The sequence below is a fragment of the Actinacidiphila paucisporea genome (assembly GCF_900142575.1).
GTDB classification, from domain to species: domain Bacteria; phylum Actinomycetota; class Actinomycetes; order Streptomycetales; family Streptomycetaceae; genus Actinacidiphila; species Actinacidiphila paucisporea.
The window spans coordinates 237,259-261,128 of the sequence record NZ_FRBI01000006.1; the positions used below are offsets into that span (position 1 = coordinate 237,259).

A 23,870-nucleotide genomic window follows, 5' to 3' on the forward strand; every position below is an offset into this window, starting at 1 on the left:
GCGCCGCGGCCCGCGGGAGGCGGCCGCGGCGGCTAGGAGCGCGCCGCGGAGTCCGGCAGCGCGGCGCGCACGGCGTCCGCGAACAGGTCGCCGCGCTGGTTGTAGTTGCTGAACATGTCCATCGACGCGCAGGCGGGTGCCAGCAGGACCGTGTCGCCCGCCGCGGCCAACTCCCGCGCCGCGTCCACCGCCGCGGACATCGCCCCAGTGTCGGTCCGTTCCAGGTCCACCACCGGCACCTGGGGGGCGTGTCGCGCCAGGGCTTCGCGGATCAGCGCGCGGTCGGCGCCGAAGAGCACCGCCCCGCGCAGCCGCCCGGCGGCCGCGGCCACCAGCTCGTCGAACTCGGCGCCCTTGGCCAGTCCCCCGGCGATCCACACCACGTGCTCGTACGCCGTCAGCGACGCCTGCGCCGCATGGGTGTTGGTGGCCTTGGAGTCGTCGACGTAGGTCACCCCGTCGATCACCGCGACCTCCTCGATGCGGTGCGCGTCGGGGCGGAAGGCGCGCAGGCCCTCGCGGACCGCGCCGGCCGGCACCCCGTAGGCACGGGCCAGGGCGGCGGCCGCCAGCGCGTTGGCGATGTTGTGCGGGGCCGGCGGCCGGACGTCGGCGGTCTCGGCCAGCTCCTGGGCGCTGTTGCGGCGGTCGGGGACGAAGGCCCGGTCCACCAGCAGCCCGTCGACCACGCCAAGCTCGGACATCCGCGGCGCGTCCAGGGTGAAGCCGACCGCCCGGCAGCCCTCCTCGACGTCGGCCTCCTCGACCAGGCGCTCGGTCTGCGGGTCGGCGGCGTTGTAGACGCAGGCGACCTTGTTGCCGTGGTAGATACGGCCCTTGTCGGCGGCGTAGGCGGCCATCGAGCCGTGCCAGTCCAGGTGGTCGGGCGCCAGGTTGAGCACCGCCGCGGAGTGCGGGCGGATGCCCGGCGCCCAGTGCAGCTGGTAGCTGGACAGCTCCACGGCCAGGACGTCGTACTGCTGCTCGCCGAGGACCACGTCGAGGAGCGAGACGCCGATGTTGCCGACCGCGGCCGTGCGCAGGCCCGCCGCGGTGAGGATGGCGGCGAGCATCCGGGTCGTGGTGGTCTTGCCGTTGGTGCCGGTGACGGCGAGCCAGGGCGCCGCGTCGGGGCCGCGCAGCCGCCAGGCCAGTTCGACGTCGCCGATGATCTCGACGCCCGCCTGCCCGGCGGCGGCGAACAGCGGGCTCGACGGCTTCCAGCCGGGCGTGGTGACGACCAGCTCGGTGCCCTCGGGCAGGCTGTCTCCGTCGCCGAGGCGCACCGTGATGCCCAGCGCCTCCAGCTCCGCCGCCTCGGCCCGCTGCCGCTCCCCCGCGACGCCGTTGACCACGGTGACGTGGGCGCCGAGCGCGTGCAGCACCTTGGCGGCGGGCACTCCGGACACGCCGAGCCCGGCGACGGTGACCCGTACGTCCTTGAAGGCGCCGTCCCCGGACCCGCCGCCGGCCGTCATGACGCGGCCACCCACGCGGCGTAGAAGACACCGAGTCCGACGGCCATGCACATGCCCTGGATGATCCAGAACCTGACCACGACCAGCACTTCGCTCCAGCCCTTCAGCTCGAAGTGGTGCTGCAGCGGTGCCATCCGGAAGACCCGCTTGCCGGTCAGCCGGAAGGAGCCGACCTGGATGATCACCGACATGGTGATCAGGACGAACAGGCCGCCGAGGATGGCGAGCAGCAGCTCGGTGCGCGAGCAGATCGCCAGGCCGGCGAGCGCGCCGCCCAGCGCGAGCGAACCGGTGTCGCCCATGAAGACCTTGGCCGGCGAGGTGTTCCACCACAGGAAGCCGAAGCAGGCGCCCATCAGGGCCGCGGAGACCACCGCGAGGTCGAGCGGGTCGCGGACCTCGTAGCAGGCGCCGTTGGCGCTGACCTGGGCGCCGCACCACTGGCCGTACTGCCACACGCCGATGACGGTGTAGGCGGCGAAGACCATCACCGAGGCGCCGGTGGCCAGGCCGTCGAGGCCGTCGGTCAGGTTCACGCCGTTGGACATCGCCAGGATCATGAACAGCGCCCAGATCACGAAGATCACCGGGCCGATCGACCAGCCGAAGTCCGTGGTGAAGGACAGCTTCGTGGACGCCGGGGTCTGGTTGCGCGAGTCGGAGAAGTTCAGCGCGAGCACGGCGAAGGTGACGCCGACGATGAGCTGGCCGGCCATCTTGGCCTTGGCCCGAAGGCCAAGACTGCGCTGCTTGACGAGCTTGATGTAGTCGTCGAGGAAGCCGACCAGCCCCATGCCGGCGGTCAGGAAGAGCACCAGCACGCCGGACATGCTCGGCTTGTCGCCGGTGATGAGCTTCGTCGAGGCGTACGCGACCAGCGTGGCCAGGATGAAGGCGATACCGCCCATGGTGGGCGTGCCGCGCTTGCTGTGGTGGGTCTGCGGGCCGTCGTCCCGGATCATCTGCCCGTATCCCTTGCGGGCCAGCAGGCGGATCAGCAGGGGGGTGCCGATCAGCGACAGGAACAGCGCGATCACCCCGGAGACCAGGATCTGCTTCATCGCGCGGCACCCTCACGGGCCGCCGTACCGCCGGGATCGCCTTCGGTCAGCGCCAGGGCGACGGCCTCCAGGCCGACCGACCGTGATGCCTTCACCAGCACGACGTCACCCGGGCGCACCTCTGCGCGCAACAGGTCGATCGCCGCCTCCGCGTCGGACACGTGCACCGACTCCTCACCCCACGAACCCTCGTTATAGGCGCCCATTTGCAGCCACGCGGCTTCCGTACCGCCGACCGCAACGAGCTTGCTGACGTTGAGCCGGACGACCAGCCGCCCCACCGCGTCGTGCTCGGCTAGTGCTTCCCCGCCCAGTTCGGCCATCTTTCCCAGCACCGCCCACGTCCGTCCCCCCGCGGCCTGTGCGGACCGGCCCATCGCGGCGAGTGTGCGCAGGGCTGCCCTCATGGATTCGGGGTTCGCGTTGTAGGCGTCGTTGACGACCGTCACGCCGTCGGGGCGCTCGGTGACCTCCATCCGCCAGTGCGAGAGCGGTCCTGCCGCGCAGAGCGCGGTGGCGATCTCCCCGGCGGGCATGCCGAGTTCACTGGCGACGGCGGCTGCGGCGAGCGCGTTCGACACGTGGTGCTCACCGTACAGGCGCAAGGTCACGTCGGCGCACCCGGTGGGTGTTCGCAGGGAGAACACCGCCTGACCTCGGTCGTTGAGCCGGACGCCGGTGGCCCGCACGGAGGCCTGCTCGCTCTCCCCGAAGAGCACCACCCGGGCCTTGGTGCGCTCCGCCATGGCCAGCACCAGCGGATCGTCGGCGTTCAGTACGGCGATGCCGCCCTCGTCCTGACCCGGCAGCGACTCGACCAGTTCGCCCTTGGCCTGGGCGATCTGCTCGCGGCCGCCGAACTCGCCGATGTGGGCGCTGCCGACGTTCAGCACCACGCCGATGCGCGGCGGCGTCAGACCGGTCAGGTACGCGATGTGGCCGATGCCGCGGGCGCCCATCTCCAGCACCAGGTGCCGGGTGCCCTCGTCGGCCTGCAGCGCGGTCAGCGGCAGGCCGATCTCGTTGTTGAGCGACCCGGGGGTGTAGACGGTCGGTGCGAGGCGTTCCAGGAGCTGCGCCAGCAGGTCCTTGGTGCTGGTCTTGCCCGCCGAGCCGGTGAGCGCCACCACGGTCGCGCCGAGCGACTCGATGACGTGCCGGGCCAGCGCGCCGAGCGCGGCCTGCACGTCGTCCACCACGATCGCGGGCACGCCGAGGGGGCGGGACGCCAGCACCGCGACCGCGCCGTCCCGCACCGCCCCACCGGCGAAGTCGTGGCCGTCGACCCGCTCGCCGACGAAGGCCACGAACAGCGAGCCCGGCACCACCTCGCGGGAGTCCCTGACCACCGGCCCGGTGACCAGCAGCGTGTCGTCCGGTATGTCGTACGTGCTCCCGCCGACCGCGCGTGCGACCTCGGCGAGGGAAAGGGGGATCACTTTGCTTTCCGGTCCTTCTCGATCGCGGCGCGCAGCACCTCTCGGTCGTCGAAGGGGCGCACCTCTCCGGCGATGTCCTGGCCCTGCTCGTGGCCCTTGCCCGCCACCAGCACGATGTCGCCCGGCTCGGCCGCGGCGACGGCGGCGGCCACCGCGGCGGCCCTGTCGGGCTCGACGACGACATGGGCGCGCTGCTCGGCCGGCACCTGCGCGGCCCCGGCCAGCATCGCGCTGAGGATCGCCAGCGGGTCCTCGGAGCGCGGGTTGTCCGAGGTCAGCACGGCGGTGTCGGCGAGCCGGGCCAGCGCGGCGCCCATCGGGCCGCGCTTGGTGGTGTCGCGGTCGCCGCCGCAGCCCAGCACGGCGTGGATACGGCCGCGGGTGGTGGTGCGCAGCGCCCGCAGCACCGACTCCACGGCGTCGGTCTTGTGCGCGTAGTCGACCACCGCGAGATACGGCTGCCCGGCGTCGACCCGCTCCAGCCTGCCCGGCACCCCGGGGACGGCCGCGACGCCGTCGGCGGCGCTGCGCGGGTCCAGGCCGGCGGCGGCCAGCGCGGTGATCGCGGCGAGGGTGTTGGCGACGTTGAAGGGCCCCGGCAGCGGCGCGGTGGCCCGCAGCCGCTCGCCCTTGGGGCCGAGCACCGTGAAGGTGCTGCCCATCAGGTCCGCCTCGACGTCCTCGGCCCGCCAGTCGGCGTCGAGCCGGCCCTGCGCCGAGAAGGTCACCAGCGGCACGGTGGCCTCGGCGACCAGCCGGCGGCCGTACTCGTCGTCCAGGTTGACCACGCCGAGCCGGCTGCGGCGCGGGGTGAACAGCTGCGCCTTGGCCTGGAAGTAGTCCTCCATGCCGGTGTGGAATTCCATGTGCTCGGGGCTGAGGTTGGTGAAGACGGCCACGTCGAAGACGGCGCCGTCGACCCGGCCGAGCACCAGCGCGTGGCTGGAGACCTCCATGACGACCGAGCCGACCCCGCGTTCGCGCATCACCGCGAAGAGCGCCTGCAGGTCGGTGGCCTCCGGGGTGGTGCGCTCGCTCTTGACGCGCTCCTCGCCGATGCGGGTCTCGACGGTGCCGACGAGACCCGTGGCGGCGCCGGTGGCGGCCCGCAGGCCGCCCTCGACCAGGTAGGCGGTGGTGGTCTTGCCCGAGGTGCCGGTGATGCCGATCTGCAGCAGCGCCTCGCCGGGCTCGTCGTAGACGGCCGCGGCCAGCGCGCCCGTCACCGACCTGGGCTCCGGGACGGTGAGCACCGGCAGGCCGGTCCCGGCGGCGCGCCGCTCGCCCGCCGGGTCGGTGAGCACGGCCGCGGCTCCGGCGGCGGCCGCCTGGGCGGCGAAGTCGGCGCCGTGGAAGCGGGCGCCGGGCAGGGCGGTGTAGAGGTCGCCGGGGCGGACCGCGCGCGAGTCGTGGGTGATGCCGGTGACCGCGGTGTCACCGCCGGGGTCCGGCAGGCCGAGCCGCCGGGCGAGGTCCGCCAGCGGTTGGGGGCGGACCCGGGTCGGGCGCGGCAGGCCCGGCTGGGCGAGGGTGGTGGCTTGATCAGGGTTGGGCACGGCGGTGAGGTTACCGGGCTGGCCGGGCTCCGGGCCAAAACGGGCCGGGTACGGCTGCCGCGGGTCGCGGTCGGTGCCCGCCGGGCGCGGCCGGCCCCGGTCGCGGGCCGTACCGCCGGGGGCGGCGCCGTGCCGGTCGCGGTCGGTGTCGTGACGGTCGGGGACGGTGTCGTGACGGTCGGGGACGGTGTCGTGACGGTCACGGTCGGTGCCTGTCATGGTCACCGCGCCTTGGTGCCGGCCGCGGGGGCCGCCGGGGCGGCGGGCTCGGCCGGGTCGAAGGTGATCGGCAGCTGCGGCGCGGGCACGCCGGACGGCGGCACCTGGAGCGTCTTGAGGGCGAATTCCATCACCTGCTTGAAGACCGGGCCGCAGATCGAGCCGCCGAAGTAGCTGCCCCTGGTGGGGTTCTGGATGACGCACGAGACGGTGACCCGCGGGTTGTCGGCCGGCGCGAAGCCCATGAAGGACGCGGTGTAGCCCTTGTAGGTGCCCGTTTTCGGGTCAACCCGGTTGGCCGTACCGGTCTTGCCCGCGACCCGGTAGCCGTCGATCCGGGCGTGGATGCCGGTGCCCTGCTCGTTGCCGACCACCGACTCCAGCATGGTGGAGAGGGTCTTCGCGGTCTGCGCGCTGACCACCCGGGTCTTCTTCGGCGGCGCGGCGGGCACGAAGCGGCCGTCCGGTCCGGTGATGCCGCGGATCAGGCTGGGCTCGACCCTGACCCCGCCGTTGGCGATCGTCGCGTAGACCGAGGTGGCCTGCAGCGCGTTCAGCGACAGGCCCTGGCCGAACGGGATCGTGTACTGCTGCGAGGCGTTCCAGTCCTGCGGCTGGGCCAGGATGCCGGGGGTCTCGCCGGGGAAGCCGACGCCGGTGGGCTCGCCGATCCCGAACTTCTTCAGGTACGAGTAGAGCACCCGGTTGGCCTGCGGCTGGGTCTTGCCGAGCAGCCCGGACGCCTCGATGGTGCCGATGTTGCTGGACTTGGCGAGCACGCCGTTCAGCGTCAGGTACCAGGTGCCGTGGTCGACGTCGTCGTGGAAGACCCGGTCGGCCCGCGGCAGCGTGCCGGGCACGGTCACCCGGGTGGTGGGCGTCGCGGTGCCGGTGTCGATGATCGCGGCCATCGACATCAGCTTGCTGACGCTGCCCGGTTCGTACGCGTCCTGCACGGCTGCGTTGCCGAGCGCCGCGGGGTCGGCGTGGGAGAGGTCGGCCGGGTCGAAACCGGGGGCGTCGGCCATCGCCAGCACCTCGCCGGTCCTGTTGTCCATCACGGTGACGTAGCCGCGGTCGGCCCTGGACTTGCTCACCTGGGCGCTGATCGCGCTCTGCGCGGCCCACTGGATGTCCCTGTCCAAGGTCAGCTCCACGTCGGAGCCCGGCACCGCGGGGTGCTCCTGGACGCCGGCGGTGGGGACCTGGCGGCCGTTGGACTGGGCGTAGCGGATCTTGCCGTTCTTGCCGGCGAGCTGCTTGTCGAGCATCGACTCCAGGCCGCCGCCGCCGGTGCCCTTGCTGTTGACGAAGCCGAGCACGCCCGCGGCCAGGTCGCCGCCCGGGTAGACCCGCTTGGTGTGCGGCTCGCTGAAGACCCCGGCCAGCACGTCCGCGCCCGGCTGCTTGACCGCCTTGGCGGCGAGCGCCTTCTTCAGGTCGGAGATCTGGTTCCAGGCCTGCGGGGTCTGCTGGCGGGCCAGGATCTGGTAACGGGAGCCCGGCGTGGACAGCTGCCGGGCGATGGTCGTCGCGTCCCCGCCGACGATCGGCGCCAGCAGCTCCGCCGCCTGCGCGGGCGCGTCCTTCACCTCGGCCTGCTCCGGGGTGAACAGATACGGGTCCGCGGTGATGTCGTACGCGTCCACGGTGGTGGCCAGGGCCACGCCCGAGCGGTCGGTGATCGTGCCGCGGTCGGCGGTGACGTCATGGGTGACCCAGCGGTTCACCGCCGCCTTCGAGGCGTACGCCGACGCGTCGACCGCCTGCACCTGGAGCAGGCGCACGACGAACACGCCCATGACCACCGTCAGGGCCAGCGCGACGAGGCGGAGCCTCGGTCGCGGTGTGCCCAGCCGCACCGTGCGGGGGCGCCGCGGCCGCCGCGGCGGCGGCACGGGCCGCCGCACGGGGCGCGGCGCGCCCGCACGCCCCTGCGCGGGCCGCGGCCGCCCCGCAGGCGGGCGGGGGGCGCTCACGCCCGCGTCCCGGCGCGGGAGCGGCCACCGGCGGCGCGGGCGGCCGCGCGCTCAGCCGCGGCCCGCTCGGGGGCGGGCGGGCGCAACAGGACCGTGCGGGTCATCGCGGGTCACCTACCGGGGGAAGTCGTCGGGGTGGCCGGGGGCTGGGTCGGGCTCGGGGTCGAGGTCGGCGGAGGCGCCGGCCGGGACGAGGGTGGCGGGGCCGTGGCCCGCTCGGGGGTGCCGCGGACCGAACCGTCGGGGTCCAGGAAGGCCGGGTTCCCGCCCGGGACCATCCCGAGCTCCCGGGCCTTGCGCTCCAGCGTCCCCGGAGCCCCGTACTGATCGACCTCCTGTTGCAGCTGCTGCTGCTCGTCCGTGTAACCCGTGGTCTCCTTCTCCCACTTGTTCAGCTGGAAGGAGTCCTGGTTCACCGCGGCATTGAGCAGCAGCAGGGAGATCAGGCCGCCGGCGAGAAGGGTCACGACAAGGACGACGAAGGGCGTACGGGCCGCGGTTGCGGTCCGGCCGCGCCCCGGCCTCACCTGGCCTCCTCGCGGATCCGCTCGGCGCCGCGCAGCCGGGCCGGCGCTGCCCTGCGGTTCTCGGCGACCTCGTCCTCGCTCGGCAGCTCGGCGCCGCGGGTGAGCAGCCGCAGCCGCGGCTGGTACTGCTCGGGCACCACCGGCAGCCCCGGCGGGGCCGTGTTCGCCGCGCCGGCCGCGAAGACCTGCTTGACCAGCCGGTCCTCCAGGGAGTGGTAGGCGAGCACGGCGATCCTGCCGCCGACGGCGAGCGCCGAGACCGCCGCGGGAATGGCCCGCTCCAGCACGGAGAGCTCGCCGTTGACCTCGATCCGCAGCGCCTGGAAGGTGCGCTTGGCCGGGTTGCCGCCGGTGCGCTTGGCGGCCTGCGGCAGCGCGTTCCTGATCAGCTCGACCAGCCTGGCGCTGTTGCGGAAAGGCTCCGCGTCCCGCTCCCGCACGACGGCGTCCACGATCTTGCGGGCGAACTTCTCCTCGCCGTAGGTGCGCAGGATGCGGACCAGCTCGCCGGGCGGGTAGGTGTTCAGCACCTCGGCCGCGCTGATCCCGGTGGTCTGGTCCATCCGCATGTCCAGCGGGGCGTCCTGGGCGTAGGCGAAGCCGCGGTCGGCCTCGTCCAGCTGCATGGAGGACACGCCGAGGTCGAACAGCACGCCCTGCACGCGCGGCACGGACAGGCCGGCCAGGACGTCGGGCAACTCGTCGTAGACCGCGTGGACCAGGGTGGCGCGGTCGCCGAAGCGGGCGAGCCGGCGGCCGGAGAGCTTCAGCGCCTCCGGGTCGCGGTCCAGGGCGATCAGCCGGGCGGCGGGGAAGGTGCTCAGCAGCGCCTCGCTGTGCCCGCCGAGGCCCAGCGTGGCGTCCACGACCACGGCGCCCGGCTCGGCCAGGGCGGGCCCCAGCAGGTCGAGGCAGCGCCGCAGCATCACCGGGACGTGCCGCGGCTCCGGTGGCTGCGGGGAGGTGTCGCTCATGGGGCCGGCCCTTCTCGGACGGTGCTGGCGCGCGGCCGGCCCTGGGTGGCGGCCGGCGGATGGACGTAGGACCTGGTCCCCGCCCGCTCGGCAGAAACGTTCCCCTGGCACCGGGGAAGTGGTGCCAGCGCAACGGTGGAGCGGGAGGAGGCCGAGCCGTACGTCCGCGCGGGTGGTTCGCAAGGGGGATGCGCGCGGTGCGGGGGGCCGCGCTCACAGTAATCCGGGCGGAACCTCCTGTGACAGGGCCGAAAAGGTGTCCTCCTGGGCCGCCAGGTAATCGGCCCAGGCCGTCGCCGACCAGATCTCCACCCGGGTGTTGGCACCGATGACGGCGCAGTCCCGCTCCAGCCCGGCATACTCCCGCAGCGGCTGCGGGACGGTGACCCGGCCCTGCTTGTCGGGGATCTCGTCGTGCGCCCCGGCGAACAGCAACCGGAGGTAGTCGCGGGCGGACTTCGAGGTCAGCGGGGCCGCGGACAGCTGCTCGGTGGCCACCTTGAAGCCCTCGACGGGCCATACGCACAGGCACCGCTCCTGGCCGCGGGTGATCACCAGCCCCTCGGCCAGCGGCTCCCGGAAGCGGGCGGGGAGCACCAGGCGATGCTTGTCGTCCAGCCGAGGGGTGTACGTCCCGAGGAACATCGCACCTCCCGCAGACGCCGCTTTTCACGCACCACTTCGCGCCACTTTACTCCACACTGCCCCACGGTCAACGTTGGCCCGGCGCGGGCGCGTCACCCTGCCGGGCGACCCCCGCGAAGCCCCCGCCGACCCGTGTGGGTTACATCACAGGCGTGGGATTGACCCATATTTAGCTTTTCGTCGGGACTCACGACAGGTGATCGCCCGGTGCGGGCCTTAACGTCGGAACCATGTCGATATTCGCCGCAGACGGCCCGTCCGAGGCCTCGGCCGCCACCGCCTCCGTCACCGACCGACTGGTCGACGCCAACCAGCAGTACGCCGCCGCCTTCCAGGACCCCGGCATGGATGCCAGGCCGGTGCTCAAAGTCGCCGTGGTGGCCTGCATGGACGCCCGCATCGACCTGCACAGGGCGCTCGGCCTCGCGCTCGGTGACTGCCACACCATCCGCAATGCCGGCGGCGTGGTCACCGACGACACGATCCGCTCGCTCACCATCAGCCAGCGCGCCCTGGGCACCCGCTCGGTCGTGCTGATCCATCACACGAACTGCGGCATGCAGAGCATCACCGAGGACTTCCGCACCGAGCTGGAGGCCGAGGTCGGCCAGCGGCCGACCTGGGCGGTGGAGTCCTTCACCGACATCGACCAGGACGTCCGGCAGTCCATGACCAGGGTCAGGACCTCCCCTTTCCTCGCCCACACCGACGACGTCCGGGGTTTCGTCTTCGACGTCAACACCGGCCTGCTGCGCGAAATCACGAACAAGTAACGGCAGTCGAGTGACGTGGAGTGCCGCGTAAGGGAAGAATGCACAGTGCGGCACCGCTTCGTCATCGGCGAGCGCGGCCACACGCACATTCGGGGAGGGCCGGTCCAGGGATGACCGTGTCCCGCGGAACATGGCCTAGGAGTACCGGGTGACCACGTTTGAGGCACGAGCAAGCCTGAGTGATCTGACCACGACCGCGGACCGGGTTCGCCGCAGTGTGGAGAGCGTGATCGAGGGCAAGCCCGAGGTCGTCCGGGTGGCGCTGACCGTGCTGCTGGCGGAGGGGCACCTGCTGATCGAGGACGTGCCGGGCGTCGGCAAGACGATGCTGTCCAAGGCGCTGGCACGTTCGATCGACTGCTCGGTCCGGCGTATCCAGTTCACGCCGGACCTGCTGCCCTCCGACATCACCGGAGTGAGCGTCTTCGACCAGCAGCAGCGGGACTTCGAGTTCAAGCCGGGCGCGATCTTCGCGCAGATCGTGGTGGGCGACGAGATCAACCGCGCCTCGCCCAAGACGCAGTCGGCGCTGCTGGAGTCGATGGAGGAGCGCCAGGTCACCGTCGACGGCACCACCTACGAACTGCCCAGCCCCTTCATGGTGATCGCCACCCAGAACCCGGTGGAGATGGAGGGCACCTACCCGCTGCCCGAGGCGCAGCGCGACCGCTTCACCGCGCGGGTGTCCATCGGCTATCCCAGCCCGGAGGCCGAACTGGAGATGCTGGACGTGCACGGCGGGGTCTCCCCGCTCGACGACCTCCAGCCGGTCGCGCACGCCCACGAGATCGTCAAGCTCATCGAGGCGGTCCGCCAGGTGCACGTCGCCGACCCGGTGCGGCGCTACGCGGTGTCCCTGGTCGGCGCCACCCGCGACCACCCCGACCTGCGGCTCGGCGCCTCCCCCCGGGCCACCCTGCACCTGATCAGGGCGGCCAGGGCCACCGCGGCACTGGACGGCAGGGACTTCGTGCTGCCGGACGACGTGCAGGCGCTGGCCTCCGCGGTCCTGGCGCACCGCCTGCTGCCGACCGCGCAGGCCCAGCTCAACCGGCGCACCCCCGAGCAGGTCGTGGCCGAGATCCTGCACCGCGTCCCGGTCCCCGATCCGTCGGCGGGCCGCCGCCCGGGCATGCCGGGCGCCCGGGGCCTGTGATGGCCACCCCCGCCCCCGGTGGTCCGCCCCCGCTGCCGCCGCGACCGCCGGGGGCCGGCGGTGCCGACGCACCGGGCGGCGAGCCGCGCTCGGGCGCCGGCGGCTTCCGTACCGCGCTCGGCGGGCTCACCACCCGCGGCCGGTCCTTCGTGGCGGCCGGCATCGCCGCGGCGATATGCGCGTACGTCCTCGGGCAGCCCGACCTGCTGCGGGTCGGGCTGCTGCTGGCGATCCTGCCGCTGGTGTGCGTCGCGGTGCTCTACCGCACCCGCTACCGCGTCGCGGGCAGCCGCCGGCTCTCGCCGTCCCGGGTGCCCGCGATGTCGGAGGCCCGGGTGCACCTGCGGGTCGACAACGTCTCGCGGATGCCCACCGGCCTGCTGATGCTCCAGGACCGGGTGCCGTACGTCCTCGGCCCGCGCCCGCGCTTCGTGCTGGACCGGGTCGAGCCCGGCGGTCACCGCGAGGTGTCCTACCGGGTGCGCTCCGACCTGCGCGGCCGCTACCCGCTCGGGCCGCTGCAACTGCGGCTCACCGACCCGTTCGGCATGTGCGAGCTGACCCGCTCGTTCAGCGCCCACGACACCCTCACCGTCGTCCCGCGGGTCGAGGCGCTGCCGCCGGTGCGGCTGGCGGGCGAGGCCAACGGCTACGGCGAGAGCCGCACCAGGGCGCTGGCCTTCGCCGGTGAGGACGACGTCATCCCGCGCGGCTACCGGCACGGCGACGACCTGCGCCGGGTGCACTGGCGCTCGACGGCCAAATACGGCGAGCTGATGGTGCGCCGCGAGGAGCAGCCGCACCGGGCGCGCTGCACGGTGCTGCTCGACACCCGCGCCTGGGCCTACTTCGGCTCCGGTCCTGACTCGGCCTTCGAGTGGGCGGTGTCCGCGGCCGCCTCGGTGTCCACCCACATGCTGGAGCGCGGCTACGCGGTCCGGCTGCTGACCGACACCGGCACCAGCGTGCCGGGCCCCGAGGGCGGGTTCGGCGGCGACTCCTCCCCCTCCCTCGGCGGGGGCTCCCCCACCGACATGGCGCTGGTGCTGCTCGACACCCTCGCGGTGGTGGCCCACTCGGACGGCGAGACGCTCTCGGCCGCGTACGAGGCGCTGCGCTCGGCGACCGAGGGCCTGATAGTGGCCTTCCTCGGCGACCTGGACGAGGAACAGGCCGCGGGCGTGGCGAGGATCAGGCAGCGGACCGGCGGCGCGGTCGCCTTCGTTTTGGACAGCGACGACTGGGTGGCCCGGGACGCGACCGGCCGGCTGGTGCCGGCAGGCGACGCGGACGCCGTACCGGCCGGCGAGCAGGACGGCACCGGGCGCGCGGTGCGGATGCTGCGCGAGGCAGGCTGGACGGTGGTCGAGGTCGCCGCCGGCGACGCGCTGCCGGAACTGTGGCAGCGGGCCGACCGCTACCGCACGCGGGAGGAGTCCCCTGACACCCCGCAGGGACGGCACGAGGCGGGGGCGACGACATGAGCGGACGTGCGCGGCTGACGGTGTTCGCGGCGCTGGCCTCGCTGATGGCCGCGGCGGCGCTGCTGCCGCTGGCCAGCCCGCGCGGCTGGTACGCCAAGGCGGTGCTGTGCGTGGTCCTGCAGGCCGGGGTGGGCGCCGGTGCCCGCCGGGTGCCGCTGGCCAGGCCGCTGACGGTCCTCGCCCAACTGGTGGTCTCGCTGCTGGTGCTGACCGCGATGTTCACCCCGCACCAGGCGCTCGGCGGGGTGCTGCCGGGCCCGCAGGCCTTCCGCCAGCTCGGGCAGCTGGTCCAGGACGGGATGACCGACGTCACCAACTTCGCGATCCCGGCGCCTGTCACCCCCGGCATCAGGTTCCTGCTGGTCGCCGGGGTGCTGCTGATCGCGCTCGCGGTCGACGCCATAGCGGTGACGTACAACAGCGCGGCGCCCGCCGGGCTGCCGCTGCTCGCGCTCTACGCGGTCGCCGCCGGCCTGGAGGACGGCGGCAGCCAGTGGCTGTACTTCCTGATCGCCGCCAGCGGCTATCTGCTGCTGCTGCTCGCCGAGGGCCGCGACCGGCTCTCCCGCTGGGGCCGGGTCTTCGGCGGCGCCCCGCGGCAGGGCAACTGGGCGGGGCCGGCCGGCGCGGCGGGCGGCGGCGCGCCGCTGGCGCCCGTGCGCACCGGGCGCCGGATCGGGGCGATGGCGCTGGGCATCGCCGTGGTGCTGCCCGTCGTCCTGCCCTCGCTCAGCGGCGGCCTGCTGGGCTCCACGGGCGGCGGCAGCGGCAACGGTCTGGGCGGCGGTGTCGGCAATGCCACGTCGGTGCGTCCCGAGGTCGCGCTGCAGGACTACCTCAACCAGCCGGACAACCGCGAGGTGTTGACCTACAGGACCAACTCCCCCGACGCCACCGGGATGTACCTGCGGATCCTGTCGCTCGACCAGTTCGACGGCACGCAGTGGTCGGCCTCCAAGGACGACAAGGTGGACATCCCCGACGTGCTGCCGACGCCGCAGGGCCAGGCGGGGGACGTGAAGTACACCGAGGTCGACACCTCGGTGGCGGTGGACCGGGATTACGCGCAGGGCTGGCTGCCGATGCCCTATCCGGCGCTGCGGGTGCGGGCCGACGGGGACTGGCGCTACGAGCCCGAGGGCCGGATGGTCGTCGGGGACCACGGGCAGACCACCGCGGGGCTGCAGTACCAGGTCGGCAGCATGCAGCTGGAGCCGACCGCCGCGCAGCTCGCGGCGGCGCCGCCGGCCGCCGGGAAGATCGCCGAGCAGTACGAGAAGGTGCCCGACTCGCTGCCCGCGGTCGTGGCGGCCACCGCCCGGCAGGTGACGCAGTCGGCGACCACCGACTACGAGCGGGCGCTCGACCTCCAGCGGTACTTCACCTCCGGGCAGTTCGTCTACGACACCGAGGCCAAGTCCGGTACGGGCGTCGACGCGATCGCCCGGTTCCTGCAGACCAAGCGGGGCTTCTGCGTGCACTTCGCCTTCACCATGGCGACGATGGCCCGCACCCTGCACATCCCCGCGCGGGTCGCGGTCGGCTTCACGCCCGGCTCGCTCACCACCGACGGCACCATGTCGGTCGGGCTCAAGGACGCTCACGCCTGGCCCGAGCTGTACTTCGAGGGCATCGGCTGGACCCGCTTCGAGCCGACGCCCTACCGGGGCACGGCGCCGTCCTACACGCTGTCGACCAGCACCGCGGGCGGCGGCGACACCTCCGACCCCACGCAGCACGGCACCGGCAGCACCGCCCGCCCGACGCCCACGACCTCCTCGCAGTGCGCCGCGCAGCACGACCTCGGCCCGGCCGCGTGCGCCTCGGCGGCCGCCGCGGGCAGCGGCGGCTCGGGCGGCTCCGGCTTCGGCGGGCTGCGGCTCGCGGGGCTCGTACTCATCGCGCTGCTGGTGCTCGCGGTGCCCACGCTGCCACTGCTGTGGCGACGACGGGTACGGGCAGGGCGGCTGAGAGGCGGCAGGGAGAAAGCGGACGGGCTCGTGCTGTCCGCATGGCACGAGGTGCTCGACACCGGGTGGGACTACGGCATCCAGCCCGACGGGTCCGAGACCCCGCGGCGGGCGATGTCCCGCATGGTCACGGAGGGCCGGCTCAGCGGGCCCGCCGCCGAGGCGGCGACCTCGCTGGCCTCCGCGGTGGAGCGCACGCTGTACGCGCCACAGCCGCAGGCGGCCACCGGTCTCGCGGCCGACGTCCACGCGGTCCGCGCGGGCCTGCACGCCTCGGCCGGCCGCGGCGCGCGGCTGCGCGCCCGCTTCTTCCCCCGCTCCTTCGTCCGCGTCCTGTGGAGCGCGTCCGCCACAACGGCGTCGGTGTCCGCGAGCCTCTCCCGCACCATGGAGCGCCTCACGGCTCCCTTGCGCCGCCGCCTGACCCGCACGTCCTGACCCGCCGCCCCCTGCCGGGCGCCCCACCCAGGGGCGGCCGGCAGGGGGCGCTGCGGGCGTGCCGGACACCCCAGCCGGACGGGATCTGTCGATGCGTGCCTGCGCCCCGCACCTACCGCTTTGCCGACGGCAAGCGCACCGCCTTACGTGGAGGCACCACACAACCGCCCGCGCAGCGAATCGGCGCGGGCGTACGAAATGGGGTGGAGCGAGCCGGAGGCTACTGGCCCTGCTGGTCGCGGCGGCGCTGCCACCGCTCCTCGATGCGGTCCATGACCTTGCCCTTGCGGGGCTGGTGGCGGCCGAGCCGGCCGCCTCGGCCGGGGACGGCGGCAGTCGGCGGTGCGGGATCGCCCGGCCTGCCGGCCTTGCGCCAGCCGGTGACCGCGAGGACCGCGCAGATGAGCATGACGAGGAAGCCTGCCACGCCGACCCAGACGAGCTTGGCGATCATGCCGCCCATGAGCAGCGCGACACCGACCAGGAACCCTGCGACCGCCAGGTAGACCCGGCGCCGGGTGAATGTGCGCAACCCGGTTCCCTCGAGCGCCGACGCGAACTTGGGATCTTCGGCGTACAGCGCTCGCTCCATCTGCTCGAGCATGCGCTGCTCGTGCTCCGAGAGCGGCACGGAGACCTCCTACTCGTCGGTCGCGGGAGGCGACCGGTCCGACCCTTTCAGGATAGGCAGGGAATCGCCCCCGTGAAACCCACCCCGATGCGCCAACCCGACGGGTGCTTCATTCCCCGTCCACTGTCGCGTCATGCCAGCATACGGTCAGGAATGGCGTGACGGGCGGGGCTGTGACGCGGTCCCTGTGTGCCGTCCCGCACGCGGGGGCCCCACGGGGGCTCGGCGGCCCCCGTGCCCCGCTGCGCGGTCACCGGTCAGTCGCGCTCGGCGAGCACGTGCAGCTGGGTCGCGACCGCGTGGAAACCGGGGTCCTCCGCGGCCGCCAGCTCCAGTCTGAGCAGCGCGTCCCGCGCGCCCGCCTCGGTGTCGACCAGCACTCCCGGCACCAGGTCGGCGAAGATCCGCACCCCGTGCACGGCGGCGGCCCGCAGCCCGGCGTCGGCGACCAGCCGGGTCAGCTCCTCCGCGGTGAAGCGGCGGGGCAGCGAGTCGCCGTCGCCCCACCGCCCGTCGGGGTCGCCCAGGGCGCGCTGCGCCTCGGCGAAATGCCCGGCGAGCGCCCTGGCCAGGACCGCGCCGCCGCGGCCCGCCGCGAGCAGGCTGAGCGCGCCGCCCGCACGCAGGGCGCCGGCGACGTGGCGGACGCCCTCGGCGGGGTCGTCGACGTATTCCAGCGCCCCGTGGCAGAGAACCATGTCGTACGCGCCGGGGGTGACCACGTCCAGCAGCCCCTGGGCGTCGCCCTGCACTCCGCTGACCCGCTCGGTGACGCCGGCCTCGGCGGCCCGCCGCTCCAGGCCGAACAGCGCGTCGGGGCTGGGGTCGACGACGGTGACCCGGTGGCCGAGGCGGGCGACGGGCACCGCGAAGTTGCCGGTGCCGCCGCCGATGTCGAGCACGTCGAGAACAGCGGTGTCCGCCGCCTTCGCCCGCCGCTCCAGCGCGTCACGCAGCACTTCCCAGACCACAGCGGTACGCAGGCTGGCTCGGGGGCGCATGGGGTCCACCCCTCCTTGACGGGACATGGCGGACGGCTCCTCGCGGCTGCGGGTGACTGGTGCGGCCCCAACTCTAGGGCCTGTCCGGCGGATCTTGGCGGATCAGCCTGCGGCGTCCGGTGCCGTACATCGCAAGGCGGAGAATCGTCCTCGTACCGGGTCGTACAAGGATGATTCGACAACGCTGGGGGCACCTCCCGCCGAAGGCAGGGGGAGAGGTGCGGTGCCGGGCGTCGCAGGCCCGGCAAGATCCGCCGGACAGGCCCTAGGGCCTGGAACTCCGGGGCCGGCCGTCACGGGCAGCGGGCCGCGCGCCGGTTACTCGGCCGCGGGGGCCGGTATCAGCGGCGGGGCGCCGTCGAGCGGGGGGCGGAGCAGCAGCATGCGCTCCACCAGGCGCAGGAACATCGTGACGGAGCGGACCAGGTCGTCGGCCTCCCGGGGGCCCGCCGCACCGGCTATGCCGGCGTCCGCCCTGGCCCTGCGGTCGGCGCCGGCGGCGAACAGCGCGCCCCATTCGGACAGCTCCGGTGCGATCTCCGGCAGCACCTCCCACACGCTGCGGATCCTGCGGCGCCGCCGCGGGGTGTCCTCGGGCCTGCCGCGGGCGGCGAGGACCGCGGCGGCGGTGCGCAGGGCGGCGAGGTGGGCGGTGGCATACCTCTCGTGCGGGGCGTCGAGGGCGGCGGCCTCGGTGAGTCCGTGGTGCGCCTGGGTGAGCAGGTCGAGGGCGGCGGGTGACGCGGCGGCGCGGCGCAGCACAGGGTGGACGTCGCTGAGCGGAACTGCCATGGCGAGCCTCACTTTCTCCGTACGTGTGTCCGTATACCCCATACTGGGGCCGACCACTGACAATCGGCTCTGACCTGCGAATACCATCTCTTCCTCGATGATCGGGTCACCTCGCCCCACTGCGGGCGGGCAGAATCGGTGCCATGAGCACCGCACGACGCCAGGCAACCCGCCGCAAGCTCTACGCGGCTGCCGTCACTCTCATCGCCGAGCAGGGTTTCTCCGCCACCACCGTCGACGAGATCGCCGAGCGGGCCGGGGTCGCCAAGGGCACCGTCTACTACAACTTCGCGAGCAAGAACGACCTGTTCGAGGAGCTGCTGCGGGACGGTGTGGGCCGGTTGCGGGACGCGCTGCGCCAGGCCGCCACCGCCGCCACGGCGCGCGGCGGCGGCGGGGTGGACGCGCTGGACGCGATGATCCACGCCGGCCTGGGCTTCATCGTGCGCTACCCGTCGTTCACCCAGCTCTACGTGGCCGAGCTGTGGCGGACCAACCGGGCCTGGCAGGACACCTTGATGCTGGTGCGGCGGCAGGCGGTCGCGGTGGTCGAGGAGGTGCTGAGCGCGGCGGTGGCGGCGGGCGAGCTGAGCGAGGACACCGACGTCCAACTGACGGCGTCCGCGCTGTTCGGCATGGTGCTGGTGGCGGCCCTCGACTGGCAGGCGTTCCAGCCGGAACGCAGCATCGACGACGTGCACGCGGCACTGTCGCGGCTGCTCCAGGGCCGGATCGGGGGCGCGGCGCTCGACTCCGCGGCGCCGCGGCCCTGAGGCCCGGTCCTGGCGGCCGGGGGAAGCCGGGGGCCGGGAGGCGCCGGAAAAGTCGAGTGCGCTGTCCTGGCACGAGCCGGTCCCCCACCGAGCCGTGCCGGGACAGCGCCTCCCCCATGCAACCCCCGTTCACGACCGGGCAGCCGTCGTACCGCCGCCCCGTGTCGGCGGTGCGGTCGGCCTGCCCGTCCGCGGCTCCACTCTCCCGTGCCCGCCGGGCGGCGACCATCCGTGCGGATACTCAATGGCGCGTCTAGGTAGTGATACTCAGATTCCGGCGGTTTCACTCGCCTTCCCCCGGTTCCGCTCACCGTCCGGACTGTTCTGGCTAGAGTTCCGGTCATGTCCGTACTCCCGCTGGTCTTCACCAGTGGCTGGGCGAGCGGGATCAACGCCTACGCCGTCGTGCTGCTGCTGGGCCTGATGGGCGCCACCGGGGCCACCGACGAGGTCCCGCAGGCGCTGCAGCGCCCCGACGTGCTGGTGGCTGCCGCCCTGCTCTTCCTCTGCGAGGCCGTCGCAGACAAGATCCCTTACATCGACACGGCGTGGGACGCGGTGCACACCGCCGTCCGGCCGGTCGCGGGCGCGGTGGTGGCCGCGCTGCTCGCCGGCCACGACGGCTCGCTGCCGCAGCTCGCGGCGGCCGCGGTCGGCGGTTCCACCGCACTGGCCAGCCATCTGGTGAAGGCCGGCACCAGGATGGCGGTCAACACCTCGCCGGAGCCGTTCAGCAACATCGTGGTGAGCCTCGCCGAGGACCTGGGGGTGGGGACGCTGATGGTCTTCGCCCTTTTCCACCCGGTGGCGGCGGCGCTGATCGCCGGCACGTTGCTGGCGCTCGGCCTTGCCACGGTGGGCTTCCTCTTCTCCCGCATCCGGCGCTTCTGGCGCCGCCGCCGCGAGCGCCGCGCGTCCCGCGGCGGACCCGGCACCCCGGCCGCCGCCTGAGCCCGCGCGCGCCGCTACAGTCCGTGGCATGGCACGGATTGCGGTGATCGGCGCGGGCATGGCGTCGCTGGCGGCGGCTGCCCGGCTCGCCGTCGGGGGCCACCGGGTGGTGGTGCTCGAACGCACCGGCACGTACGGCGGCGGTGTCGGCCGGCTGGCCAGGGACGGCTTCGCCTTCGACACCGGACCCGGCCTGCTGACGCTGCCCGCGGTCTACCGCGACCTGTTCGTGAAGACCGGGAAGCGGGCCCTGGAGGACTGCGTCGACCTGGTCGCGGTGGACCCGGCGGGACGCCATGTCTTCGCCGACGGCACGGACCTCACGCTGCCGAACGCCTCGCGGTCGGGCACGATCGCCGCCATGGACGCGGCCTTCGGGCCCGGCAGCGGTGAGCGCTGGAGCGACCTCATGGTCAGGGCGCGGGAGACCTGGGAGGTGATGCGGCGGCCGATGCTGGAGGAGGCGCTGCCCGCCGACCCGTCGCACTTCGCCCGCGATCCGTATCCGGCGGTCAGGCGCGGCTTCGGCCCCCGCCGCCACCGGCCGACGCTGGCCAGGACCGCCGCCGCGGAGCTGCGCGACCCGCGGCTGGCGGCGCTGCTGGAGAGCCACCTGCTGGTCCAGGGTGTCGATCCGCGTGAGGCCCCGGCGTCGGCGGCCGTCCTGCCGTATCTGGAGGAGGCCTTCGGCGTCTGGTACGTACGCGGCGGCATGCGGGAGCTGGCGCGCGCGGTCCACGAGCGGTGCCTGGAGCGCCGGGTGGAATTCCGCTTCGACGCGCGCGTGACCGGCCTGCTGGTGGCGGACGGCCGTACGGCTGGCGTGCGGCTCGCCGACGGCAGCGAGGTGGCCGCCGACCTCGTGGTGGCCGGCGCGCCCGCGCCGGCCCTCCCCGCGGACGCGGGGGGCCGGGACGCCGGCGAATCCCCGTGGCCCTTCCCCGGGCCGCGCGACGAGGCGAGCCGCCTGACGGTGCATCTGGCGCTGCGCGGCTCGCGCCCCTCGGGCACCGCGCACCGCACGGTGGTGCACGCGGCGGACCGGGGCCGGGCGCTGGAGTGGCTCACCGCCCGCCGCCCCGCGCCGCTGCCGCCGCACGGCGCGCTGACGGTGACCGTGCTGCGGCCCGACGACCCGGCGACGCGTCCCGACGACGGCCACGAGGCGGTGACGCTGACCGCGCCGGTGCCCGCGCACGAGGCGGCGCCCAAGCGGGCGCGGACGCTGGACTGGAACGGGCCGGGGGCCGCCGACTCCTTCGCCGAGCTGATGGTGGCCGCCGCGGAGGCGGCCGTGCCGGGGCTGCGCGCGCGTGAGTTGTGGCGGGAGGTCCGCACCCCGGTGGACATCGAGCGGGAGACCGGGGCAGCGCGCGGCGCGGTGCCCGCGCCGTCGCTGGCCGGGGCCGGCGGCATCCTGCTGCGGTCCGCGAACCGGTCGCCCCTCCCCGGGCTCTACCTCGTCGGCGGCTGGGCCCATCCCGGCGGCGGGCTGCCGCACGCGGGCATGTCGGCGGCGATCACGGCCGACCTGGTCGCCGGCGGCCCCGGCGGCAGCCGCTGAGCGGGTCGCGTCACACATGACCACCTCCCAAGATCGTTAATCGGGCTCCCGCCCGAATTCAGCAGATCGGGCGGTTGTGTCCGCAGGTCCTCCCGGAGTGGACTGTCGATCACTTAGCGTGATCACAGGCCCTTTGATCTCCTGAGTGGAAGGCCTTGCCGACATGTCTCAGCCCTTCGAGCTCCCGCGGTTCTACGTCCCTTATCCGGCCCGCCTCAATCCGCATCTGGACCGTGCGCGCGTGCACACCAAGGCGTGGGCACGCGAGATGGACATGCTGGAGGGGTCGGGCATCTGGGAGGAGTCCGACCTCGACGCGCACGACTACGCGCTGCTGTGCGCCTACACCCACCCGGACGCCTCGGGCCCCGAGTTGGACCTGGTCACCGACTGGTATGTGTGGGTGTTCTTCTTCGACGACCACTTCCTCGACATCTACAAGCGCAGCCAGGACATGGCGGGCGCGAAGGCCTATCTGGACCGGCTGCCCGCCTTCATGCCGGTGGACCTCGGGCAGCCGGTGCCCGAGCCGACCAACCAGGTGGAGGCCGGCCTCGCCGACCTGTGGGCGCGCACCGTCCCCACGATGTCCGTCAGCTGGCGGCGGCGCTTCGCGGAGAGCACCAAGGCACTGCTCGACGAGTCGCTGTGGGAGCTGGACAACATCAGCGCGGGCCGGGTGTCCAACCCGATCGAGTACATCGAGATGCGCCGCAAGGTGGGCGGTGCGCCCTGGTCGGCGAATCTCATCGAGCACGCGGCGGCGGCCGAGGTGCCCGCGGTGATCGCCGCGAGCCGCCCGATGCGGGTGCTGCGGGACACCTTCGCCGACGGGGTCCACCTGCGCAACGACCTGTTTTCCTACCAGCGGGAGACCGAGCAGGAGGGCGAGCTGGCCAATGCGGTGCTGGTGCTGGAGAAGTTCCTCGGCATCGGCACCCAGGAGGCCGCCGAGCGGGTCAACCAGCTGCTGACCTCCCGGCTCCAGCAGTTCGAGCACACCGCCTTCACCGAGGTCGAGCCGCTGGCCGACCGGCACGGCCTGGGCCCGAAGGAGCGGCGCGACGTCTTCGCCTACGTCAAGGGCCTGCAGGACTGGCAGTCCGGCGGCCACGAGTGGCACATGCGCTCCAGCCGCTACATGAACGGGGCGAAGGACGGCGCCGCCGGTGAGGTGACCGGCGCGGGCGGCGGACTCGGCGGACCGACCGGGCTCGGCACCTCGGCGGCCGGGGTGATCGGCTCGCTGGCCGCGACCATGCCGCAGCGGCTGCGCGGCTTCAGCCATGTGCCGCACCAGCAGGTGGGCGCGGTGCCGCTGCCGGACATCCCGATGCCGTTCACGACCCGGCTGAGCCCGCACCTGGACACCGCCCGCACGCACAACCTCGCCTGGGGCAAGCGGATGGGGATGCTGGACCCGGAGCCCGGCTTCCCGGTCCCCGGCGGCCTGTGGAATCCCGACAAGCTGGTGGCCTTCGACTTCGCGCTGTGCGCGGCCGGCATCCATCCCGACGCCGACCAGGACGGCCTGGACCTGACCACCGACTGGCTGACCTGGGGCACCTACGGCGACGACTACTACCCGCTGGTGTTCGGCCGGGCTCCCGACATGGCGATGGCGCGGCACGCCACCGACCGCTTCGGCCTGTTCATGCCGCTGGGCGCGGAACCCGCGCCGCCGCCGCTGACCGCGCTGGAGCGGGGCCTCGCCGACCTGTGGCAGCGCACCGCGGGACCCATGGCACCGGACGCCCGGCGCACCTTCCGCACCGCCGTCGAGGAGATGACCGAGAGCTGGCTGTGGGAGCTGGCCAACCAGAAGCAGAACCGGATCCCCGACCCGGTCGACTACATCGAGATGCGCCGCAAGACCTTCGGCTCCGACCTGACCATGAGCCTGTCCCGGATCGGCCACGGCGGCACCCTCTCGCCCGAGGTCTACCGCTCCCGCCCGGTGCGGGCCATGGAGTCCGCCGCGGCCGACTTCGCCTGCCTGCTCAACGACGTGTTCTCGTACCAGAAGGAGATCCAGTTCGAGGGCGAGATACACAACGCGGTGCTGGTGGTCCAGAAGTTCCTCGACTGCGGCCCCGAGGAGGGCATGCGGGTGGTCGGCGGGCTGATGGCCGCCAGGATGGCCGAGTTCCAGTACATCACCGAGACGCAACTGCCCGCGCTCTTCGAGGAGTTCCAGCTCGACGGGGCCGCGCGGCGGGCACTGGAGGACCATGCGCAGGAGTTGCGGGACTGGATGGCCGGCATCCTGACCTGGCACAGCGGCTGCCACCGCTACGAGGAGGCGGCACTGCTGCGGCACTTCCCCTCGGCGGCACCGCCTGCCGCCCCCGCCCCGGCGCCGGGACCGTCCTGGGCCTTCCCGGACGGGCTCGGTACGGCGGCGGCACGGCTGCCCGCGCTGCTGGGCCGCCGCTGAGGGCCCGGCGCGGCCCGCCGGC

General features: G+C 73.7%; 19 protein-coding genes. 8 read left to right on the forward strand and 11 right to left on the reverse strand.

The features are described 5' to 3' along the window. Positions 1-32 precede the first annotated feature (32 nt). From murD to mraZ, 8 genes are all read right to left on the reverse strand, one after another. The gene (murD, locus tag BUE44_RS12505; protein WP_073497541.1) at positions 33-1,478 is read right to left on the reverse strand and encodes a UDP-N-acetylmuramoyl-L-alanine--D-glutamate ligase; all 1,446 of its coding nucleotides are present in this window, start codon (positions 1,476-1,478) and stop codon (positions 33-35) included. Next, complete coding sequence (gene mraY / locus BUE44_RS12510; protein WP_073497282.1) at positions 1,475-2,539, reverse strand: phospho-N-acetylmuramoyl-pentapeptide-transferase; 1,065 nt, start codon at positions 2,537-2,539, stop codon at positions 1,475-1,477. Before mraY ends, murD begins: the two co-directional genes overlap by 4 nt. Continuing rightward, a complete protein-coding gene (locus BUE44_RS12515; RefSeq protein WP_073497284.1) occupies positions 2,536-3,978 on the reverse strand; it encodes a UDP-N-acetylmuramoyl-tripeptide--D-alanyl-D-alanine ligase in 1,443 nt (480 codons plus the stop codon). Before BUE44_RS12515 ends, mraY begins: the two co-directional genes overlap by 4 nt. Beyond that, positions 3,975-5,753 (reverse strand): UDP-N-acetylmuramoyl-L-alanyl-D-glutamate--2,6-diaminopimelate ligase, encoded by a 1,779-nt coding sequence (locus BUE44_RS12520; RefSeq protein WP_235002077.1) that lies wholly within the window; start codon positions 5,751-5,753, stop codon positions 3,975-3,977. The genes BUE44_RS12515 and BUE44_RS12520 overlap by 4 nt, the downstream gene beginning before the upstream one ends. Positions 5,754-5,755: 2 nt before the next feature. Then, positions 5,756-7,555 carry a peptidoglycan D,D-transpeptidase FtsI family protein gene (locus tag BUE44_RS12525; protein ID WP_322939982.1) on the reverse strand — a complete coding sequence of 600 codons (1,800 nt, stop codon included), beginning with the start codon at positions 7,553-7,555 and terminating at the stop codon, positions 5,756-5,758. 287 nt (positions 7,556-7,842) lie between these two features. Beyond that, a complete protein-coding gene (locus BUE44_RS12530) occupies positions 7,843-8,259 on the reverse strand; it encodes a hypothetical protein (RefSeq protein ID WP_079189681.1) in 417 nt (138 codons plus the stop codon). Further along, positions 8,256-9,233, reverse strand: a complete 978-nt coding sequence (rsmH, locus tag BUE44_RS12535; RefSeq protein WP_073497289.1) for a 16S rRNA (cytosine(1402)-N(4))-methyltransferase RsmH — start codon at positions 9,231-9,233, stop codon at positions 8,256-8,258. Before rsmH ends, BUE44_RS12530 begins: the two co-directional genes overlap by 4 nt. 213 nt (positions 9,234-9,446) lie before the next feature. Further along, entirely contained in the window at positions 9,447-9,878 is a 432-nt protein-coding gene (gene mraZ / locus BUE44_RS12540; protein ID WP_073497291.1) for a division/cell wall cluster transcriptional repressor MraZ, read from the reverse strand. 230 nt (positions 9,879-10,108) lie between these two features. Here mraZ and BUE44_RS12545 point away from each other — a divergent pair, with 230 nt between their 5' ends. From BUE44_RS12545 to BUE44_RS12560, 4 genes are all read left to right on the forward strand, one after another. Beyond that, positions 10,109-10,651 carry a beta-class carbonic anhydrase gene (locus BUE44_RS12545; protein ID WP_073497293.1) on the forward strand — a complete coding sequence of 181 codons (543 nt, stop codon included), beginning with the start codon at positions 10,109-10,111 and terminating at the stop codon, positions 10,649-10,651. Between the two features lie 148 nt (positions 10,652-10,799). Continuing rightward, positions 10,800-11,807 carry an AAA family ATPase gene (locus BUE44_RS12550; RefSeq protein WP_073497295.1) on the forward strand — a complete coding sequence of 336 codons (1,008 nt, stop codon included), beginning with the start codon at positions 10,800-10,802 and terminating at the stop codon, positions 11,805-11,807. Continuing rightward, positions 11,807-13,291, forward strand: a complete 1,485-nt coding sequence (locus tag BUE44_RS12555) for a DUF58 domain-containing protein (protein WP_073497297.1) — start codon at positions 11,807-11,809, stop codon at positions 13,289-13,291. The genes BUE44_RS12550 and BUE44_RS12555 overlap by 1 nt, the downstream gene beginning before the upstream one ends. Continuing rightward, positions 13,288-15,699: a transglutaminase TgpA family protein gene (locus BUE44_RS12560; RefSeq protein WP_073497299.1), complete on the forward strand. Its 2,412-nt coding sequence runs from the start codon at positions 13,288-13,290 to the stop codon at positions 15,697-15,699. The genes BUE44_RS12555 and BUE44_RS12560 overlap by 4 nt, the downstream gene beginning before the upstream one ends. 220 nt (positions 15,700-15,919) lie before the next feature. Here the strand turns inward: BUE44_RS12560 and BUE44_RS12565 are convergent, their stop codons facing one another. The 3 genes from BUE44_RS12565 to BUE44_RS12575 all read right to left on the reverse strand — a co-directional run bounded on the left by BUE44_RS12565 (position 15,920) and on the right by BUE44_RS12575 (position 18,123). Further along, the gene (locus BUE44_RS12565; protein WP_073497301.1) at positions 15,920-16,330 is read right to left on the reverse strand and encodes a DUF3040 domain-containing protein; all 411 of its coding nucleotides are present in this window, start codon (positions 16,328-16,330) and stop codon (positions 15,920-15,922) included. 257 nt (positions 16,331-16,587) lie between these two features. After that, positions 16,588-17,358, reverse strand: coding sequence for a class I SAM-dependent methyltransferase (locus BUE44_RS12570; protein ID WP_073497303.1), 771 nt, complete (start codon positions 17,356-17,358; stop codon positions 16,588-16,590). Between the two features lie 291 nt (positions 17,359-17,649). Then, complete coding sequence (locus tag BUE44_RS12575) at positions 17,650-18,123, reverse strand: SAV_6107 family HEPN domain-containing protein (RefSeq protein WP_407640020.1); 474 nt, start codon at positions 18,121-18,123, stop codon at positions 17,650-17,652. 143 nt (positions 18,124-18,266) lie between these two features. Here BUE44_RS12575 and BUE44_RS12580 point away from each other — a divergent pair, with 143 nt between their 5' ends. The 4 genes from BUE44_RS12580 (at position 18,267) to BUE44_RS12595 (ending at position 23,848) form a co-directional block, all read left to right on the forward strand. Beyond that, positions 18,267-18,896, forward strand: a complete 630-nt coding sequence (locus tag BUE44_RS12580) for a TetR/AcrR family transcriptional regulator (RefSeq protein WP_073497305.1) — start codon at positions 18,267-18,269, stop codon at positions 18,894-18,896. A 342-nt stretch (positions 18,897-19,238) separates the two neighbouring features. Beyond that, positions 19,239-19,847: a DUF4126 domain-containing protein gene (locus tag BUE44_RS12585; protein WP_073497307.1), complete on the forward strand. Its 609-nt coding sequence runs from the start codon at positions 19,239-19,241 to the stop codon at positions 19,845-19,847. 28 nt (positions 19,848-19,875) lie between these two features. Continuing rightward, positions 19,876-21,411: a phytoene desaturase family protein gene (locus tag BUE44_RS12590; RefSeq protein WP_073497309.1), complete on the forward strand. Its 1,536-nt coding sequence runs from the start codon at positions 19,876-19,878 to the stop codon at positions 21,409-21,411. Between the two features lie 163 nt (positions 21,412-21,574). Then, positions 21,575-23,848, forward strand: a complete 2,274-nt coding sequence (locus BUE44_RS12595) for a terpene synthase family protein (protein WP_073497311.1) — start codon at positions 21,575-21,577, stop codon at positions 23,846-23,848. Positions 23,849-23,870 lie beyond the last annotated feature (22 nt).